At 47.3% G+C, this 18,261-nt stretch carries 15 protein-coding genes; 4 read left to right on the top strand and 11 right to left on the bottom strand.

Annotated elements, in window-relative coordinates; all coding sequences use genetic code 11:
* The first annotated feature begins 23 nt into the window (after positions 1-23).
* Positions 24-3,122, top strand: a complete 3,099-nt coding sequence (locus tag MHH93_RS12005; protein ID WP_500054225.1) for a transglycosylase domain-containing protein — start codon at positions 24-26, stop codon at positions 3,120-3,122.
* 127 nt (positions 3,123-3,249) lie between these two features.
* On the opposite strand, the gene acsA is transcribed toward MHH93_RS12005, so the two are convergent.
* Positions 3,250-4,974, bottom strand: coding sequence for an acetate--CoA ligase (gene acsA / locus MHH93_RS12000; RefSeq protein WP_500054224.1), 1,725 nt, complete (start codon positions 4,972-4,974; stop codon positions 3,250-3,252).
* 294 nt (positions 4,975-5,268) lie between these two features.
* On the opposite strand from acsA, the gene MHH93_RS11995 reads away from it, so the two are divergent.
* Complete coding sequence (locus tag MHH93_RS11995; protein WP_500054223.1) at positions 5,269-5,901, top strand: GNAT family N-acetyltransferase; 633 nt, start codon at positions 5,269-5,271, stop codon at positions 5,899-5,901.
* Between the two features lie 117 nt (positions 5,902-6,018).
* Here MHH93_RS11995 and MHH93_RS11990 read toward each other — a convergent pair whose 3' ends face one another.
* The 4 genes from MHH93_RS11990 to MHH93_RS11975 all read right to left on the bottom strand — a co-directional run bounded on the left by MHH93_RS11990 (position 6,019) and on the right by MHH93_RS11975 (position 8,823).
* Entirely contained in the window at positions 6,019-6,714 is a 696-nt protein-coding gene (locus MHH93_RS11990) for a 5'-methylthioadenosine/adenosylhomocysteine nucleosidase (protein WP_500054222.1), read from the bottom strand.
* 119 nt (positions 6,715-6,833) lie between these two features.
* Positions 6,834-7,847, bottom strand: a complete 1,014-nt coding sequence (ccpA, locus tag MHH93_RS11985; RefSeq protein ID WP_036614690.1) for a catabolite control protein A — start codon at positions 7,845-7,847, stop codon at positions 6,834-6,836.
* Between the two features lie 92 nt (positions 7,848-7,939).
* The gene (ytxJ, locus tag MHH93_RS11980) at positions 7,940-8,287 is read right to left on the bottom strand and encodes a bacillithiol system redox-active protein YtxJ (protein WP_500054221.1); all 348 of its coding nucleotides are present in this window, start codon (positions 8,285-8,287) and stop codon (positions 7,940-7,942) included.
* Between the two features lie 122 nt (positions 8,288-8,409).
* The gene (locus MHH93_RS11975; RefSeq protein ID WP_500054220.1) at positions 8,410-8,823 is read right to left on the bottom strand and encodes a hypothetical protein; all 414 of its coding nucleotides are present in this window, start codon (positions 8,821-8,823) and stop codon (positions 8,410-8,412) included.
* Between the two features lie 276 nt (positions 8,824-9,099).
* On the opposite strand from MHH93_RS11975, the gene MHH93_RS11970 reads away from it, so the two are divergent.
* Positions 9,100-9,624, top strand: coding sequence for a type 1 glutamine amidotransferase domain-containing protein (locus tag MHH93_RS11970; RefSeq protein WP_339235737.1), 525 nt, complete (start codon positions 9,100-9,102; stop codon positions 9,622-9,624).
* 120 nt (positions 9,625-9,744) lie between these two features.
* On the opposite strand, the gene ptsP is transcribed toward MHH93_RS11970, so the two are convergent.
* The 4 genes from ptsP to aroA form a co-directional block, all read right to left on the bottom strand.
* Positions 9,745-11,505, bottom strand: a complete 1,761-nt coding sequence (ptsP, locus tag MHH93_RS11965; RefSeq protein WP_500054219.1) for a phosphoenolpyruvate--protein phosphotransferase — start codon at positions 11,503-11,505, stop codon at positions 9,745-9,747.
* Entirely contained in the window at positions 11,502-13,382 is a 1,881-nt protein-coding gene (locus MHH93_RS11960) for a glucose PTS transporter subunit IIA (RefSeq protein ID WP_289389803.1), read from the bottom strand. Before MHH93_RS11960 ends, ptsP begins: the two co-directional genes overlap by 4 nt.
* A gap of 196 nt (positions 13,383-13,578) precedes the next feature.
* Entirely contained in the window at positions 13,579-14,013 is a 435-nt protein-coding gene (locus MHH93_RS11955; protein ID WP_091014241.1) for a CoA-binding protein, read from the bottom strand.
* Between the two features lie 58 nt (positions 14,014-14,071).
* The gene (gene aroA, locus MHH93_RS11950) at positions 14,072-15,367 is read right to left on the bottom strand and encodes a 3-phosphoshikimate 1-carboxyvinyltransferase (protein WP_500054218.1); all 1,296 of its coding nucleotides are present in this window, start codon (positions 15,365-15,367) and stop codon (positions 14,072-14,074) included.
* 106 nt (positions 15,368-15,473) lie between these two features.
* Here aroA and MHH93_RS11945 point away from each other — a divergent pair, with 106 nt between their 5' ends.
* A complete protein-coding gene (locus MHH93_RS11945) occupies positions 15,474-15,779 on the top strand; it encodes a rhodanese-like domain-containing protein (protein WP_017687407.1) in 306 nt (101 codons plus the stop codon).
* Between the two features lie 139 nt (positions 15,780-15,918).
* On the opposite strand, the gene MHH93_RS11940 is transcribed toward MHH93_RS11945, so the two are convergent.
* A complete protein-coding gene (locus MHH93_RS11940) occupies positions 15,919-16,428 on the bottom strand; it encodes a shikimate kinase (RefSeq protein WP_500054217.1) in 510 nt (169 codons plus the stop codon).
* A gap of 204 nt (positions 16,429-16,632) precedes the next feature.
* Entirely contained in the window at positions 16,633-18,042 is a 1,410-nt protein-coding gene (gene gnd, locus MHH93_RS11935) for an NADP-dependent phosphogluconate dehydrogenase (protein ID WP_500054216.1), read from the bottom strand.
* Positions 18,043-18,261 lie beyond the last annotated feature (219 nt).

Below are 18,261 nucleotides of genomic sequence, written 5' to 3'. Positions count from 1 at the left end.
TGTTAAAAGGAGGAAGACACTGAATGGTTGATGTTAATAAGAAAAAGCCCGATGAACAGCCTGTACGCAAACGTAGCTTTGCCCGCAGACTGGGAAGTTTCGTCAAATGGATGGTCGTCCTTGGATTTATGGGGGCACTATTTGTAGGCGGTGCTTTGATGGGATACGTCAGTTCCATTGTGAAAGACGAGCCTGTCCGTTCAAGGGCCCTGATTGAACAAAAAGTCAGCGAAAACTCCATCACAGGCTTTGCTTACTTTGCCGACGGCAGTCCGATCGGTCAATTACGTACGGAAGAAGACAGGCGTCCGGTCACTACGGACCAGATCCCACAAAAGGTTATTGATGCAGTCATTTCGATTGAAGACAATCATTTTTACGAACATAAAGGTGTAGACATGAGCGGAACACTACGTGCCGTGAAACAAAAAGTACTGAAAGAATCAGTACAAACCGGCGGCAGTACACTGACTCAGCAATTGGCACGTCGTGTGTTTTTGAATCTGGATCGCACGGAAGATCGGAAAGTGAAAGAAATCTTGCTCTCACTCCGGCTCGAACGTTTCCTGACCAAAGACGAGATCATGACAGCCTATCTGAACAAAGTTCCTTTTGGTAATGGTTCCAGTGGATACAACGTATACGGAATCAAAGCAGCCGCCAAAGGATTGTTCAATATTAACGATCTAGAAAAAGTCAACATCGCTCAAGCTGCTTATCTTGCTGGATTGCCACAACTCCCCTCCTCTTACTCCGCTTTTAACGGTAAAGGTGATTTTGTAGAGGAGAATTTTGACCGCGCAATCAACCGTCAGCATCTGGTATTGCGCCGTATGCTTGAATTGGGCAAGATCAATCAGTCCGAGTATGACGAAGCTCTTGCTTTTGATATCAAAAGTTCACTCGCTCCGAAGACCATTAAAGCTTACAACACTTATCCATATCTTATGATGGAAACGGAACGACAAGCTGCACAGATTTTGATGAAACAGTTGAATTCCGACACAGCTGAATCTACAGACACAGCCACGGATGCAGACACACCTCAGAAGGAAAGCAGCGCGTTATTAGAGGAAGCTCAGACGCAACTGCGAACAGGTGGATATCGCATTTACACGACCATCAACAAAAGTATCTACAAAACGATGCGTACCATTGCGGAAGATGACAGCAACTTCTCAGCAGATGATCCTGTCAAAGGGAAAGAACAAACTGCTGCCATGCTGATTAATCACAAAACCGGTGCTATTCTGGGCATGATTGAGGGACGGGATTTCCAGGATGAACAGATGAACTACGCAACGCAGATGATACGTCAGCCAGGTTCAACGATGAAACCTATAGCTGCTTACCTTCCTGCGCTTGATGAAGGTCTTGTTCAGCCAGCTTCAATTATCGATGATTCACCGATTATCTTGAAAAGTGGTCCGAGCGGGTACCACATTGCAAAGAATGCCAATAACCGTTACCAAGGCCTTGTTACGGCCCGCAGAGCACTGAATTACTCACTTAATATACCGGCTTTGAAGTTGTTCAATGAAGAAGTCGGGATCGACAAAGCATGGGCCTTCGCCAAAAAATTAGGAATCACTACTATTCAGAAGGAAGACTATCAGGCTCAGACTGGTGTTCTCGGAGGTCTCCAGTACGGAGTAACCGTTGAAGAACTGACCAGCGCCTATGGTGCCATCGCCAATAATGGTGTATATAACGATTCCTACATGATTAGCAAAATTGTAGATTCCAAAGGTAACATCGTCTATAAACACGATACTGAACCTGTTCAAGCCTTCTCCGAGCAGACAGCATACCTCATGACGGATATGCTGCGGACCGTTATTACAGAAGGAACGGCAGATAAAGTACGTGAGAATTACAAATATTCGAAGAGTGTACCGATTGTAGGTAAAACGGGTTCCACTCAAAACTATGCAGATGTCTGGTTTGAAGGTTATACACCAGATGTCACACTTGGCGTGTGGGTTGGATACAAACAGCCAGTGAATACGCTGGAAAGCAAATCACAGCGAAAACGTGCCCAGCAACTGTGGTCCAAAATCCTGAATGAAGTGATCGATACGCAAAAAGATCTGTTCGTCACGGATTCGTTCAAAAAACCATCTGGTATCGAAACGCGTACTGTATCTGCTTACAGCGGTAAGTTGCCAACATCCATGACTGACAAGTTTGTTACGGATATTTTCAACAGCAAGTTTGTTCCGAAAGATAGCGATGATGGTGTCGCCAAAGCCAAATACATCACTTACAATGGTGTAAACTATATTCCACGTGACGGTACACCTTCGGACATGTTGAAGGAAAAAACAGTAATCAAGCGTAAAAAGCCAATCTCGGATCTCATCAAAGAATTGCAAAATGCATTCTCACGTATGAGTCGACATGAGTCACTTGCTTATTATCTTCCTGAAGATGCTGATGCAGACATGCCGACACAGATTGATCCAAGAACAGATAACGGCAAAGCTCCAGATGCACCGGGTAACGTACGAATCTCTACCTCGGGTGACAGAGCTGTCATTACATTTAATGCCACACCTGAAAATGATGTCGTGGGTTATCGTTTGTACCGTTCTGTGAACGGTGGAGGATTCCAGAACCAGGGTCAGGTTGTCCTGACTGGTGAATCCAGATCATTCTCTGCATATGCAGCACAAGGCGGCAACTTTGCCTTCTATGTAACCGCAGTGGATGTTGCAGGCAGAGAGTCTGCTCCTAGCGCTACAGTAAATAGTGCTGGAAGTGTAGCTCCTCCTGTGGAAGAAGAGATTGATGAGCCGATTGAAGTTCCAGGCACAGTCATTACACCGGGAGAAACGCAGACCGATAATACGCCAACAACAGCCCCAGGCACACCTGGTCAAGTCAGCGTATCTGCTCTTACTCAGGGACTGCGCATTCAATGGGCGTCAACGACAAACGCAGATAGTTATGCTGTATATTACAGTGAAACAGGCTCGGCTCCTTACACCAAGATTGGAACAACGGCGGGAAATACCATGGATTATGGAGTCCCCGCATCTACCAGTGGATGGTTTAAGGTATCTGCCAGCAACAGTGTGGGTGAATCCGAACCTTCTGCGGCCGTACATTTTCAACCCTGATTCAGACATAGCGATCCAAAATAAGCCGCATCCTCAGACCATATCTGAGGGTGCGGCTTATTATTTGGTTGCGTAGCTAAAAAGCCTGCTTCATACCACGTGGCATGAAGCAGGCTTTTAAACAACGTTAGTCTTCAATGGTGGATAGATCTCCTGCTGGCAGATCAAGCTCCCAGGCTTTCAGTACACGCCGCATGATCTTGCCGGAACGTGTCTTGGGCAGTTTATCCTTAAACTCAATCTCACGCGGAGCAGCGTGGGCAGACAGGCCCTCTTTGACAAAACGATAGATCTCTTCTTTCAGCTCCGGTGTCGCCTCATACCCTTCACGAAGCGCCACAAAGGCCTTGATGATCTCCCCACGTGTCACATCGGGCTTACCGATCACACCCGCCTCCGCTACCGCAGGATGCTCTACGAGTTTGCTCTCCACCTCAAAGGGTCCGATACGCTCACCCGACGAATTAATCACATCATCAATCCGCCCCTGGAACCAGAAATATCCTTCTTCATCCATATAAGCGGAGTCACCGGATACATACCAGCCTGTAAGCCTGAAATATTCCTCATATTTCGCGGGGTTATTCCAGATCTTCGCCATCATGGATGGCCAAGGTGCCCGTATCGCCAGATTACCCATACTGTAAGGCGGCAATTCCTGCCCGCGATCATCAACAATGGCTGCTTCGATGCCAGGCAATGGACGTCCCATGGAGCCAGGCTTGATTGGCATTCCAGGATAGTTACAGATCAGTTGTGCACCTGTTTCCGTCATCCACCAGGTATCATGAATTCGCTGACCATAGGCTTTCCATCCCCAACGAACAACCTCCGGATTGAGCGGTTCACCGACAGACATGACATGACGCAGACTGCTCAGATCAAACTGGGCAATGGTCTCCTCTCCTGCTCCCATCAGCATACGGAAGGCCGTTGGTGCACTGTACCAGATCGTGACTTTGTTCTTCTGGATGGTACTGTACCAATCTTGAGGACTGAAACGACCACCACGTATCACATTGGTGACTCCGTTGAGCCATGGAGCAAAGATACCATAAGAAGTCCCTGTGATCCAACCAGGGTCAGCAGTGCACCAGTACACATCATTCTCACGTAAATCCAAGACAACTTTACCTGTATAATAGTGCTGAATCATGGCATTTTGAACATGGTACACGCCTTTAGGTTTACCCGTAGAGCCTGAGGTATAATGAATAAGCAAACCATCCTCACGATTCAACCACTCTACTTCCATCTCATCCGAAGCGGCAGACATCTCTGCATCAAAATCGATGAGTCCTTCTTCAGTCTGCGCGCCCCCACCCACAATAAATATATGTTTGAGTTCGGGCAACTCGGAACGTTTGATGCGTTTCAGTAATTCCGGCGTTGTGACGAGTGCTACTGCACCGCTATCCTCCAGACGATCCTTCACTGCCGTTTCCATAAAGGCTTCAAACAATGGGCCCGCGATGGCTCCAGCTTTCAATATACCCAGAAGACTAAAATAGAGCTCAGGGCTCCGTGGCATAAAGATAAACACCCGTTCCCCTTTGGTTATGCCATATTTGCGGAGAACGTTCCCGAACCTACTCGACTGTTCACTCAGATCAGCAAAAGTATAGGCCTCTTCGCGTGAAGCATCGCTATACAATAAAGCGGTTTTTCCGCCCCTTCCTTCCAGTACATGACGGTCAATCGCTTCATGCGCCATGTTTACTTTTCCGCTGGCGTGCCACGTAAAGTGCCTTTCCACCGATTCCCAATCGAACCGGCTTCTCGCCTCCGTGTAATCGCCCAGATTAGATTCAGACACAACCGTTTGCAGCATCTCACCATGTGCTTGACTCATGCTTGCCAGCCTCCTTCAACTCGACATTTCGATTCCCGTTAGGGGTCATTTCTCATTGCCTTTGTGTTGACTGAACTTCCAGTTAGCGCTTACATTAGTAGAGAGAACTTCTCATCATGTACTGCTCGGCCAAACAGATGTTAACCATACTGTATTGAATTGTGAACATTTTTTGTCTACGCAATTATAGCAAATCTTTTCAATTGTCGTCTATGGCTTTTCTATTTTTTGGATCTTTGCAATAGCAAACTTTCTGAGCAGCCTCTATAAGTAGGAGAGAGAGGAGCAAAAACCATGGAACATATCAAAGAACATCATATGCGTTCCATCTTCAAGTCCGGCCATCGGATTACTGTTGAAGGCCCCGTGCAGGCCGAGGAGATAAGCCGCCTTGCCTTCCATTCGGACCTGGATGCCTTTCGGCGCCCAACGGAGCAGCAGGAAGCTCTGACCGAGATCTCAGCTTTGCCTGAAGGTCGGATTATCATTGCACACGAGAATGAAACGATTATCGGCTATGTAACCTTTCACTATGCGGATGATTGTGAACGCTGGTCGGAGGGCAACATGACGGATCTGATTGAGCTTGGGGCAATCGAAGTTGCGGACAATTACCGCTCGCTTGGTGTTGGACGTGAAATGTTGCTTACTGCTATGGAAGATAAATTCATGGAGAATTACATTATTTTCACCACAGAATATTATTGGCATTGGGATCTGAAGGGCAGCGGACTGAATGTATGGGATTATCGCAAAATGATGGAGAGGCTGATGCAAACGATCGACATGACCTGGTATGCAACAGATGACCCCGAAATCTGTTCACATCCTGCGAACTGTTTAATGGTACGTATCGGAAGTCAGGTGCCCATCACATCGGAAGAACAGTTTGATCGTGTACGCTTCCGCCACCGGTTCATGTATTAAATCGATGTCTGTTCAACGAAACGATATACATAACAAAAACCGCCTCTCGCAGCTTGATCCCTACTTCATGGAACAGCTAATCGAAAGGCGGTTTTTCATTTTGAATGGATATTTCCATTACATATTTTCTAACATATGCTCCACAATGCGATGTGAACGCTGCGAAGATTCCACGGTAAATTCAGCAAAGTTAACATGCGCCGAACCATCCGCTTTATCCGACATCCCACGCAGGACAACAAATGGTACACGATTCATGTAACAGACCTGAGCAACTGCAGCCCCTTCCATCTCCGCACATGCACCGTCCATTTCGGTATATAACATGTTAACTGTATCTTTATTCGCAATAAATTGGTCTCCAGATAACACTTTACCGATCAGGTAATTGGCTCCCTGCGCTTTACACGCTTCTTCAGCCAGTGTAATAAGCGAAGCCTCGGCAGGGAACGCCGATGTCTCTTGGTAAGGAATAACCCCGCGTTCGAACCCCAGTGGCGTTACATCCATATCGTGCTGAACACATACAGACGATATAACCATATCTCCAATGTTCAGCTCCGGATGAACTGCACCGGCAACACCTGTGAAGATAATACGATCAACCTGAAACCGATCAATCAAGATCTGCGTGGTAACTGCTGCGTTCACTTTACCTACACCGGATTTGCACACGACAATGTGCTTACCCAGCCACTCGCCTGCAACGTATGTAATTCCGGTTTGTTTGACCGTCTCCAGCTGCTTCATACCTGCCAGCAAAAGCTCAACTTCCTCATCCATCGCTCCAATAATGCCAATCGTTTCACGCATCTTCTCTGATACCCCCTGCTTAAATATAATCTCATTCAGCACAAAAGCTCCGTCTCCGGAGCTTTCACATATCCACTATGTAGAGAGAATAGCTTCTCCCTTATAATATATAATCCCGATTACACTACATCTGCGTGACTTACAGACAGACGAAGAATCGTTTCATGTGGCAAAATAACCCGTGGGTTCTCCACATTTTCTTTCTTCATCAACTTGGTCAGCAAACGCATTGCTACTGCGCCAAGGTCGTACATAGGCTGAGCCACTGTCGTCAACTGAGGACGAACCATGGAAGCCATACGAATGTTATCCACACTAATGATGGAGAAATCATCAGGTACTTTCAGACCATCATCCTGAATGCTGTGAATGGCACCAATGGCCATTTCATCTGTTGCTGCAAAGATAGCCGATGGTTTTTTCTTAAGTCCAAGGAAATATTTCATTGCTTCCACACCGGATTCATAACGATAGTTACCGATTCGAACGAGATCCTCCTGGTATTCAATACCCGCTGCTTCCAGAGCTTTCTTGTAACCTTGGAAACGGGCATAACCATTTGCAGGATCTTGCAGTGTACCACTGATCATCGCAATTTCCTTGTGTCCATGACGAATCAGGGTGTTAACCGCGTCAAACGCAGCCGCCTCATGGTCAATATCCACGGAAGGGAATGTGCCCTTCTCATCACTCGTTGCACAAAGTACGATCGGCACAGCTGCAGACTGGAACGCCTGAATGTGTTCGTCAGTTACTGTTCCGCCCATGAAGAGCAGTCCGTCTACTTGTTTTTCGAGCAATGTGTTAATAACACGAATTTCTTTTTCTTTCTTCTTATCGGCATTACACAAGATAATGTTGTAGTGATACATATTCGCAATATCTTCAATTCCGCGGGCAATCTCCGCGAAGGTTGAGTTCGAAATATCCGGAATAACGACCCCGACCGTGGTTGTCTTCTTGCTTGCCAGACCTCTGGCTACCGCATTCGGACGATATCCCAACCGCTCGATGGCCTCATATACTTTTTTCCGCGTTTGCGGTTTGACATTAGGGTTATTATTAACTACCCGTGATACCGTTGCCATAGACACTCCAGCTTCACGTGCCACATCATAAATGGTTACCGTCACAGTACTTCTCTCCATTACCAGTAAATTTTCATACCATTTTCATTAAGATTTATATTACGACAAATTTTTGCATTAATCAATTAAAATAGGCTTTAGGACTCACTCAAAACATTCGCAAGTGTGGTTCTAGTAATATCAGAATGGGAAGTATGCCATACAGGAATTCCCTTTTTGATCAGGATCGCCTGAGGAGATTCGTGCTTAACACCCAGCTTATCTGCTGCTTCATTGGATACTGGGCGATCTTCCACAACATAGATGATGCCGTATTTCACATTTTCATTGGCGTTGTTATGCAAATAATCGTTCATCTCCTGATAAGCGTTCGAGCTGATCGGACAGCGCGTACTGTGCTTAAACAGAAGCAAAGGTTGATCCTTGGTAGCCTCCACTGCGGAGTTTAGCTGTTCAATACTTGTCATTTTAGTCATGTCAGCCATTAGATATACATCCCCCTTTACCAGGAATACCGCTATGTTGAGCGTTTTCACTCTTCGATATCTTAACAAAAAGTGCGCGAAAAAGCCAATTTTCATGAAAACAAGCATTTTACACGTCAAAATTAGACAGCATTTGAGAAGTACTCCTGCCACACAAATCCGGATAATTGACTCAATCTGCGCTCTGTGGTCTCAATCCACGCTGCATCTCCAGACTTCGTCGCGTAACCCATAATATCCAGCAGCAGATTAATGCGCTCTTCCACCGCTTGCTGCATGCGATATTCCATCTCCCGATCCGTCGCATCCGGCCAGGCCAGCAGTTGCTCATGGAACAGGTCTGCCAGTTCATTGCGATCTCCAAAAGATACATCCTGCTTCACCGGTTGTTCACCCAGTGTGCTTATACATTCTGTTAAATCCGGCTTGACTGGCGGAAGCACTTCGTAGGATACACAATCTGTACAGGCAAATACGGGTACGTTTCGAATCTCCACCTTTTTGGCGTAAACCACTGTTCTTAATTCTAACTCCATTACATGTCCACATCTGCACGACTTGCGCACAACCATCACCTCATTCGTTCTATACTCTATATACGTACCATTCGACCTATTTCGGCTCAAATCCTGCTGCAAATTAAAGGTTGCACAAATTACCACTCCCTCCAGATCAAGGTTGTCGAATGCAGGCACTCACTGACTTGTAATCGCTTCCCTCAAAGTGAACATGCACTTCCATGAACTCCCACAGAGAATCTGTTACAATGAAAGATGCGACATCCCTAATTACCACCAAAAGGAGAGATGGACATGAGATTAACCGGTAAAAAAGTCATCGCTCTGGTCGATGAAGAATTCGAAGATTTAGAATTATGGTACCCTGTGCATCGGGTTCGTGAAGAAGGTGCAGAAGTGCATCTTGCTGGAGAAAAAAAAGGAAAAACCTATATTGGCAAATATGGTGTGCCTGCTGAAGCCGAATACAGTTTCGATGAACTCGACAGTTCAGAGTATGATGGTATTCTCGTACCAGGCGGCTGGGCGCCGGACAAGCTGCGTCGTTATCCCAAGGTGCTGGAGCTTGTAAAGGAAATGAATGCAGACCGGAAACCGATTGGACAGATCTGTCATGCGGGCTGGGTGCTGATATCTGCCAAAATTCTGGACGGGGTTACAGTAACCTCTACACCAGGCATTCGGGATGACATGGAAAATGCAGGTGCGATCTGGAAAGATGAAGCGGTTGTTGTTGATGGACATATCATCTCCGCACGTCGCCCACCTGACCTTCCACCTTACGGTAAGGCATTCTGTGACGCACTCGCTGACAAATAAAAATAACCCCATTGTGCGCTCAGGCACAGTGGGGTTATTTTATATAACATGGTTTCTAATACATCATTATCACAAATGTAAATATATTAACTTAAAGGTATTAATATCCATTTATCCCAATCACGATGCATTCGAACCACTTTGTTCGTCTGGACTGCCTGTGGAGTCATTAAAGACTTGCAATCGCTCCTCAATATCTCCGCTGGTCCGCAGGGCGAAGCACTTTCGTGCTTCTTCTTTGGCAGCCAATGCTGTTGTGTTCAGCACTCTGTGCTTCACACGTAACAGGGATTGCGGAGACATACTCAAGTGGCGAATGCCAAGCTCCAACCAAAGCGGAATGGCGCGCTCATCCCCTGCCATCTCCCCGCAGACACTGACATCAATTCCGGCCGTATGCGCCGCATCTGCTGTCGCACGAAGCATTCGCAGAACAGCCGGATGATAAGGGTGATACATATGAGCGATCTGCTCATTCATTCGATCTACTGCCAGCACATATTGAACCAGGTCGTTCGTACCAATACTGAAGAAATCCGCTTCCTCAGCGAGCAGGTCAGCAATCATCACTGCTGCAGGAACTTCAATCATAATTCCCACCTGAATGTGAGGGTCGTATGGTAATCCGCGCTCGTCCAGATCGGACATCGCCTCACGAAGAATCTCATTGGCTTGTTGAAGTTCTTCCACCGAAGAGATCATCGGGTACATAATTTTGACATTCCCCGCTGCGCTGGCGCGCAGAATGGCTGTAAGCTGTGTTTTGAACAGATCCTTGCGATCCAGACTAATTCGTATTGCACGGTAACCAAGGAACGGATTGTCTTCCTCCGGCAATTCAAAGTAATCGAGTTGCTTGTCGCCACCAATATCCAGTGTACGAATAACAACGGATTGTCCTGCTGTTTTCTCTGCGACAAGACGGTACACCTCATACTGTTCTTGCTCGCCAGGGAACGTAGCACGGTCCATATACAGGAACTCTGTTCGGAACAAGCCCACACCTTTGGCTCCTTGTTTCAAAGCAAGGTCCAATTCCTTCACTGAACTGATATTGGAAGCCAAGTGCAGAACAGCCCCATCTTTGGTTACGGCATCCACGGTAGCGAGTACTTGAAGTTGTTCCTTTTTCTTCAGTTGCTTGCTGCGAAGCATGGTGTACCGTTCAATCGTTTTACGATCCGGGTCCGTAAATACCAAGCCATTGTCACCATCCACAACAAGCATATCCCCTGTCTCTACCGGCATGCCAAGACTCGCTTCCAGACCGGAAACGAGAGGAATGCCAAGAGCACGAGCCATAATCGCAGAATGTGATGTTTTCCCGCCAATCAAAGTCACAATGCCTAGTACATGGGTGGGATTCAGATGCGCCAGTTGAGATGGCGACAGTTCTTTGGCAACGAGTACATACGGCTGGGTATCTGAAGGAAGTGTAATCTCCGGTGCACCAAGCAAATGCTTGAGCAGACGGTTGCCCACATCCTTGATGTCAATGGCACGCTCCTTCATATACTCGTCTTCCAGTAAGTCAAACATCGTGACAAAGTGGTCAATGGCTTCTTTGACCGCCACTTCTGCTGCCTTATATTGACGCTCAATAATACCGCGAATTTCGTTCATGAATACCGGATCTTCCAGGATTGCCAGATGCGCATCAAAGATACTGGATTCCTCCGGGCCAACAACTTCCTTGAACTCATTTTTGATATATTCGATCTCATCCTTTGATGTCCGTATGCCCTCATACAGCCGTTCGAACTCTTGGGCGAGATCCACCGAATCCATCTTTTGATCCGGCAGATCCCATTCCCAACTGGGCAGGACAAATGCTTTGCCGATGGCTATGCCTGCAGCTGCGTTGATGCCTTGTATCTTCATTCTACCCCTCCAACGTTCCTGTCATAGAGCACCACGGACATAACGGATGCCTGACCTTTCTTCACTTGCTTAAATGGAGCAAAACTCCATGATTTTACGCGATCTGGATTCGTAATGACCATTGGTGTTGTCAGTGACGCCGCTTGCTCGCGAAGTACTGCCAAATCAAACTTGATCAACAACTGCCCTGGCTCCACCGTATCGCCCTCCTGAACAAAAGCTTCAAAATGGCCTTTCAACTGAGAGGTATCGATGCCGATATGCAGCAATACCTCAAGCCCTTCTCGGGTGGATATACCCAGGGCATGCATGGTCGGGTACAAGTGCATAATTGTTCCGTACACGGGTGAGACCAGTTCTCCCTTTTCCGGAACAAAGGCTACACCATCCCCAACAAGTTTGGCTGCAAAGATCTGATCCGGCACCTCTTCAATCGGTAGCATTTTACCCTGAACGGGAGCACAGAACAGAACCTGTTGCAGATCTCTTTCCAGCAGCTTCGCGATTTCTTCCCGAATCAATTCCGAGTAGGTCCCGAATACCACCTGTACGTTACCGCCACCCAGCTTGATTAATCCAGCTGACCCCATACTCTTCATCGCACCTGTGTCGATCAGGCGATCATCATGCACAGTCAGGCGAAGACGTGTAATACATGCTTCAACCTGTACAATGTTACTCTTTCCACCCAATGCTTCGAGGATTAAAGGTGCCTGATAAGGAATGTTGCCTACCCAATCTTCCAGCATGGAGCCCTCTTCGCGTCCTGGTGTTGGAATCTTGAACGTACGAATCGCCCAGCGAAAAAGGAAGTAATAAACCAGCCCATATAGTATGCCAATCGGAATGAGCTTCCAAGCATTCTCCGATAGATGGAAATTGAGTATGTAATCAATAATACCTGCGGAGTAAGAAAAACCATGCCGGATATCAAGCCAGTAACTAATCCACATGGCAACGCCAGACATCACTGCATGTACGATGAACAAGTACGGTGCCGCGAACAAAAAAGCAAACTCAATCTGTTCCGATACGCCGGTTAGAAAACATACGAGCGCCGAAGTCAGAAAAGTTTTCTTGATTTTCGGTTTCAGATCTTCCCTGGCTTCCTGAATAATCGCAAAGGCTATTGCCGGAATGGCAAACATCATGATCGGAAACAAACCAGCCATAAAGAATCCTGCGGTTGGATCACCTGCAAAAAATCGGGGCAAATCCCCTTGTACAATGTTACCATCAGGCGTTTCGAACGTTCCTAACTGGAACCAAAACACATTGTTAAGCAGATGATGAAGTCCAAAAGCGACCAGTACCCTGTATAACACTCCGTAGATGAACAAGCCAAATCCCCCGAGACTGTATTCCCAAGTGGCAATGGCGTTTAATCCATGCTGTAAAATCGGAGCGAGCCATAACATAAAACAGGAAAACAATGCCGAACAAAGTCCGACGATGAGCAAAACAAACCTTGAACCTCCGAAGAATTGTAAAATTTCGGGCAGTTTAATGCTTTTAAACCGATTATGCATCCCACCGGCAAGCGCGCCGAGTATGATTCCGATTAAGGAAGCGGGCTGAACGGTGCCGTCACCGAAGTTCCGAGTCACCTGATCATATATCACGATACCAGCCAGAGCAGCAAGTCCCGCTTGTCCGGCCTGGTTGGAGAGTCCCAGTGCTACACCGACAGCGAACAAATACGGTAAGAAATAAAAAATACCGTGTCCGGCCACGGTAGACACTTCACCGACAATATCCAATCCCCAGGCGTCCCAAGGCAGACTGCCAACACTGAGCAAAATTGCGGCGGCGGGCAGGACCATTGTAGGCAGCATTACCGCTCGTCCGAGCTGCTGCAAGGATCCGAGCCAATTCATGGCGACCTCTCCTTTCTATCCTAGATGGTAAGCTTTACGCAACGTTTTGTCAAAGCAAAACAGTATCCAATTGGTAATTAAATCGGCAAAAATAGAACAGAAAAAATCCCGTCAACTTCAAGTTAACGGGATTCAACCTATGTTCATTCAAATGGTTCAGATCAGGAGATCATTCGATCACAGGTGAACGAGCCTCTCAGCCGCGTCCAGCGCCGCGCAGAACGATGGAATCCTCTACCTTGATACAACGATTCGTTACCGCTGTCATGCCGTTCTCAGCAGCAATCTGGACCGCTTCATCACTATGGATGCCAAGCTGTAGCCACAAGACATTCGCTTTGATGGCAGCTGCGTCCCGAGCAACATCGGCGCAAAACTCATCGCGACGAAATACATTGACGATGTCTACCGGCTCTGGAATATCCGCAAGCGTAGCATATACGGTCTCGCCAAGGATTTCACCTTGCACCTGTGGGTTAACCGGGATGATGCGGTAGCCTCTGCTCTGCATGGCTTCAGCCACCATATAGGAAGTACGGTCCGATTTGTCTGATAAACCAACGACTGCGATGTTGCCTGCCTTGCGCAAAAGTTGTCCAATTTCTTCACGAGTAGGGTTGTTAAATTCCATGTTCAAGCACCATCCTTTTCTGATTAAAGTGCGTGTTCAAAAGACTGATTTTCAGTTATTACTCTTTTACCCATTGAACCGAGGCGCCAAGCGCCTGCAAATGATCGAAATATTGCGGATAAGACTTGGCTACATGGTGTGCATCCCGAATACGAAGCGGCTCCTTGGAACGCAGACCAACGACTGTAAGCGCCATAATTACGCGATGATCGTAGTGAGCGTTAATCTCAACGCCGCCTTCTACGCCTTCCGGACGTCCGTGCACGATAATCTCAGCTTGACGCTCTTCGACGTTCGCTCCTGCTTTCCGCAGCTCGTTCAAGTAATCGGTGATTCGATCACATTCCTTGTAACGCAGGTTCTCTACATTATAGAACCGTGACGTGCCTTCCGCAAACACAGCTGCGGCTACCATCGCCAAAACAGCATCTGTTGCGGCATCCCCGTCGAATTCGATTGCTTTCAGTCTGCCATTTCCTTGAACGTGTACGACATCGTTCTCATGTGTCAATGGCACTTCCATCATGCGCAGCACGTCAACGATGGCACGTTCGCCCTGTTTGCTGTGCTCCATCAGGCGCAGAATTTTCACATCAGACTGTGTAACCGCTGCTGCTGCAAGAACTGCTGCTGATCCAGGGTAATCCCCTTGTACGGTATAAGTCGTTGGCTGGTATGCCTGTCCACCTGGTACACGGAAGGACATGTAATCATCACTTGCATGGATAACGATGCCTGCTTGCTCCAGCACTTCCAGCGTCTGTCCGATAACGACCTTGGACTTCAGGTCATTCAGCACTTCAATGGTGCTGTCTTCTGCAAGCAAAGGCGTAACAAACAACAATGCGCTCAGATATTGGGAGCTGACGGAGCCGGATACACGAATGTGTCCACCTTTGGCATTGCCACCTTTGATGGTAATCGGCAAGCGTCCTTGTTCGTGCTGTACTTCTACACCCAGTTGACCAAGCGCATCAATCAGGTCATCATGCGGACGTTTACCCAGCGAATCCGGGTACGTATTTACAAATGTAACGTCCGGGCAGAGCGCTGTAACTCCCATGAGGAAACGAAGTACAGCACCCGCATTCCCCACATTCAACTCACGTACATCACGGGGATGACTGCCGAAGCCCTTGATCACAATCTTGCTGTCGTCTTCTTCAAGTTCAGCCCCAAGATCACGAATACATCTGCGCATGGCGTCACTGTCTTCACTGTGTGCCGGGAAATGAATGGTACTTGTGCCTTCTGCCAGCGCAGCAGCCAGCAAATAGCGGGTAGTGTAGTTTTTGGAGGACAGAGCCCCGATTTCCCCGTTCAGAGTGGGGGTTGGTTTAACAATAACGTCCATGGATGAAATTCTCCTTCATTGATTATATTGTCGCCAAATTGACATTCCGTGCATCGGATGGGTATCATTATAGGCGTTAAGTCCATACAGAAAAGAGGACCTGAATATGACACAAATAGCTGAAATTGAAACGTCTGAGCTGCGTCGCCGTTTACAGGCGGGAGAGAAGCTGCAGATGATAGACGTCCGCGAGGACGATGAAGTGGCGCAAGGCATGATCGAAGGAGCCAAGCATATCCCGCTTGGACAGATTCCGGACCGACTGTCTGAGATTGAGAAATCAGGCGAGATCGTAATCATCTGTCGTAGCGGTTACCGCAGTGAACGTGCATGTGAATATCTGCAGCAACTCGGATATGAAGGCTGTACGAACATGGTCGGCGGTATGCTTCAGTGGCAACAGGAAGACTAAAGAAATCTGGAGCGGATCGAAGTCATAGGTAACTTTAGACCTCTAACCCACTCTACTCCTAGAAACGGACGGGCCAATATGGCCCGTTTTGTTATATCTGCCCCCACCTATCCATCATCAAACTTCGATGATAACAAGCTTAGACGCGGTAATGCGCTAAAATTAAACGAGTCACTTCAGCAGCAGATAACTGAGTTGTATCCACCGTATAATGCGCGAATTGGTATGCGTCTTTCCGTTCTTCCATAATTGTCTTGATGCGTTCCTCTGCATTGCCTGCAAGAAGTGGACGATTGTCACAGCCGCTAACACGTTCTACAATCACTGCCGGATCAGCTGTCAAGGCAACCACCCAACCATTGTTTAACATCACATCACAATTATCCGAACGCAGCACCACGCCACCTCCGGTCGCAATGACCTGTGACTTCTTTTCCAGTACCGAACACAACATGCGGCTCTCGGCATCACGGAAATACGTCTCTCCCTTGCCAGTGAACAGCTCCGGAATCGTACAGCCTTCCTCTTTTTCCACCGCGGCGTCTACATCAATCAATCGATAACCAAGCTCGCGTGCAAGCATGTCAGCGACGGTTGATTTGCCGGTTCCCATCATGCCGATGAGAATAATATTGTTAGACTTGCTCAAGGTGTACACTCCTTTAATTCAAGCAATTCGTGAGCACTTTTGTCCTATCATAACACAGCCCTGCGGACGGGGAAAGACCAAAAAGAGGCCTGACGTTTACCGGCAATCACCGGAACGCCAAACCTCTTTTGAGCCTCTTAGCGGGCCATATCCGCCACTTTAAGCAGCTCTGTCCAAAATCTCATCAGATTCGTATCTATGGTACTACTCCATCCAGTTGTGGTGGAAACTGCCTTCTTTGTCCACACGTTTGAACGTGTGAGCACCGAAGTAGTCACGTTGTGCTTGCAGCAAGTTTGCTGGCAAACGCTCTGTACGATAGCTGTCGTAATAAGACAGTGCACTGGAGAACCCAGGTACTGGAACACCCTGTTTTACAGCCGCCGCTACAACGTCACGCCATGCATCCTGGTAGGATTCAACGATGTTTTGGAAGTAAGGATCCAGAAGCAGGTTTTTCAGAGCTGCGTCTTTATCATAAGCTTCCTTGATGTTTTGCAGGAATTGCGAACGGATGATACATCCGCCACGGAAGATCATGGCAATGTTGCCGTATTTCAGATCCCAGCCATACTCGTCGGAAGCTGCACGCATTTGTGCAAATCCTTGAGCGTAGGATACGATTTTACTTGCAAAGAGCGCTTTGCGCACGCTCTCGATGAATGCTTTTTTGTCGCCAGAGAATGCTTCAGTTGCTGGTCCATTTAGGATTTTGCTAGCTGCTACACGCTCATCCTTCATCGCAGACAGGAAACGGGAGAATACGGATTCTGTGATCATGGACAATGGTACGCCGAGATCGAGCGCACTTTGGCTTGTCCATTTACCTGTTCCTTTTTGTCCAGCCGCATCCAGGATAACGTCAACCATTGGTTTGCCGGTCTCTGGATCGTATTTGGAGAAGATATCTGCCGTGATTTCGATCAGGTAGCTATCCAGCTCTCCTTGATTCCATTCCGTAAAGATCTCATGAAGCTCTTCAACGGAAACGTTCAATACGGATTTGAGCAAGTGATACGCTTCGCCAATCAACTGCATATCTCCGTACTCGATACCGTTATGCACCATTTTCACATAGTGTCCGGCACCATCAGGTCCAATATATGTACAACATGGATCTTCACCGACTTTGGCCGAGATCGCCGTCAGAATCGGTTCAACCAGTTTATAAGCACTTTCCTGTCCACCCGGCATGATGGAAGGGCCTTTCAATGCGCCTTCTTCACCACCGGATACACCTGTACCGATGAAGCGAATGCCTTTGTCTTCCAACTCTTTGCTGCGACGTTGTGTGTCAGGGAAGTATGCGTTCCCTCCATCGATGATGATGTCGCCCTCATCCAGGTGAGGAAGCAGTTGTTCAATGGTAGCGTCGGTCGCTTTGCCGGCTTGTACCATGATCAAAATTTTACGCGGGGATTCCAGGGATGCTACGAACTCTTCAATGGAGAATGAGCCTGTCAGGTTTTTACCTTCAGCTTCTTTCAGAAGATCATGGGTTTTCTCCGGGGAACGGTTATATACCGATACTGAGAAACCTTTGCTTTCAATGTTAAGGGCCAAATTTTTGCCCATGACAGCCAGGCCAATTACGCCAATTTGTTGTTTTGTCATCTGGTCCTCCATCCTTTGCTCCAATTAATTTTATTGAAATAAATTCTCAACAATATTCCCATTTTAACGGTTTTATGCATAGAAGTGAACCCCGTGACACCGTGTCACAATAAGAAAACACCCCAATCTGCCGAGGTGTTCATCGTATTTTCATAAATACAACCGTGAAGACAATACACCATGACAAGGTAATCCAATTATTGTATTAGTACAATGTTA

The organism is Priestia sp. FSL H7-0729, assembly GCF_038005685.1.
Taxonomy (GTDB): domain Bacteria; phylum Bacillota; class Bacilli; order Paenibacillales; family Paenibacillaceae; genus Paenibacillus.
Note: the sequence above shows the minus strand (reverse complement) of the source record. Positions and strands in the feature narration are given on the sequence as shown.

Excerpts from the sequence above, each read along its gene's own strand:
- MHH93_RS11995 (WP_500054223.1), top strand. The coding sequence starts at position 5,269 with ATGGAACATATCAAAGAACATCATATGCGTTCCATCTTCAAGTCCGGC.
- acsA (WP_500054224.1), bottom strand. The coding sequence starts at position 4,974 with ATGAGTCAAGCACATGGTGAGATGCTGCAAACGGTTGTGTCTGAATCT.
- MHH93_RS11975 (WP_500054220.1), bottom strand. The coding sequence starts at position 8,823 with ATGGAGTTAGAATTAAGAACAGTGGTTTACGCCAAAAAGGTGGAGATT.
- MHH93_RS11960 (WP_289389803.1), bottom strand. The coding sequence starts at position 13,382 with ATGAATTGGCTCGGATCCTTGCAGCAGCTCGGACGAGCGGTAATGCTG.
- MHH93_RS12005 (WP_500054225.1), top strand. The coding sequence starts at position 24 with ATGGTTGATGTTAATAAGAAAAAGCCCGATGAACAGCCTGTACGCAAA.
- ytxJ (WP_500054221.1), bottom strand. The coding sequence starts at position 8,287 with ATGGCTGACATGACTAAAATGACAAGTATTGAACAGCTAAACTCCGCA.
- MHH93_RS11970 (WP_339235737.1), top strand. The coding sequence starts at position 9,100 with ATGAGATTAACCGGTAAAAAAGTCATCGCTCTGGTCGATGAAGAATTC.
- MHH93_RS11990 (WP_500054222.1), bottom strand. The coding sequence starts at position 6,714 with ATGCGTGAAACGATTGGCATTATTGGAGCGATGGATGAGGAAGTTGAG.
- MHH93_RS11945 (WP_017687407.1), top strand. The coding sequence starts at position 15,474 with ATGACACAAATAGCTGAAATTGAAACGTCTGAGCTGCGTCGCCGTTTA.
- ptsP (WP_500054219.1), bottom strand. The coding sequence starts at position 11,505 with ATGAAGATACAAGGCATCAACGCAGCTGCAGGCATAGCCATCGGCAAA.
- gnd (WP_500054216.1), bottom strand. The coding sequence starts at position 18,042 with ATGACAAAACAACAAATTGGCGTAATTGGCCTGGCTGTCATGGGCAAA.
- aroA (WP_500054218.1), bottom strand. The coding sequence starts at position 15,367 with ATGGACGTTATTGTTAAACCAACCCCCACTCTGAACGGGGAAATCGGG.
- MHH93_RS11955 (WP_091014241.1), bottom strand. The coding sequence starts at position 14,013 with ATGGAATTTAACAACCCTACTCGTGAAGAAATTGGACAACTTTTGCGC.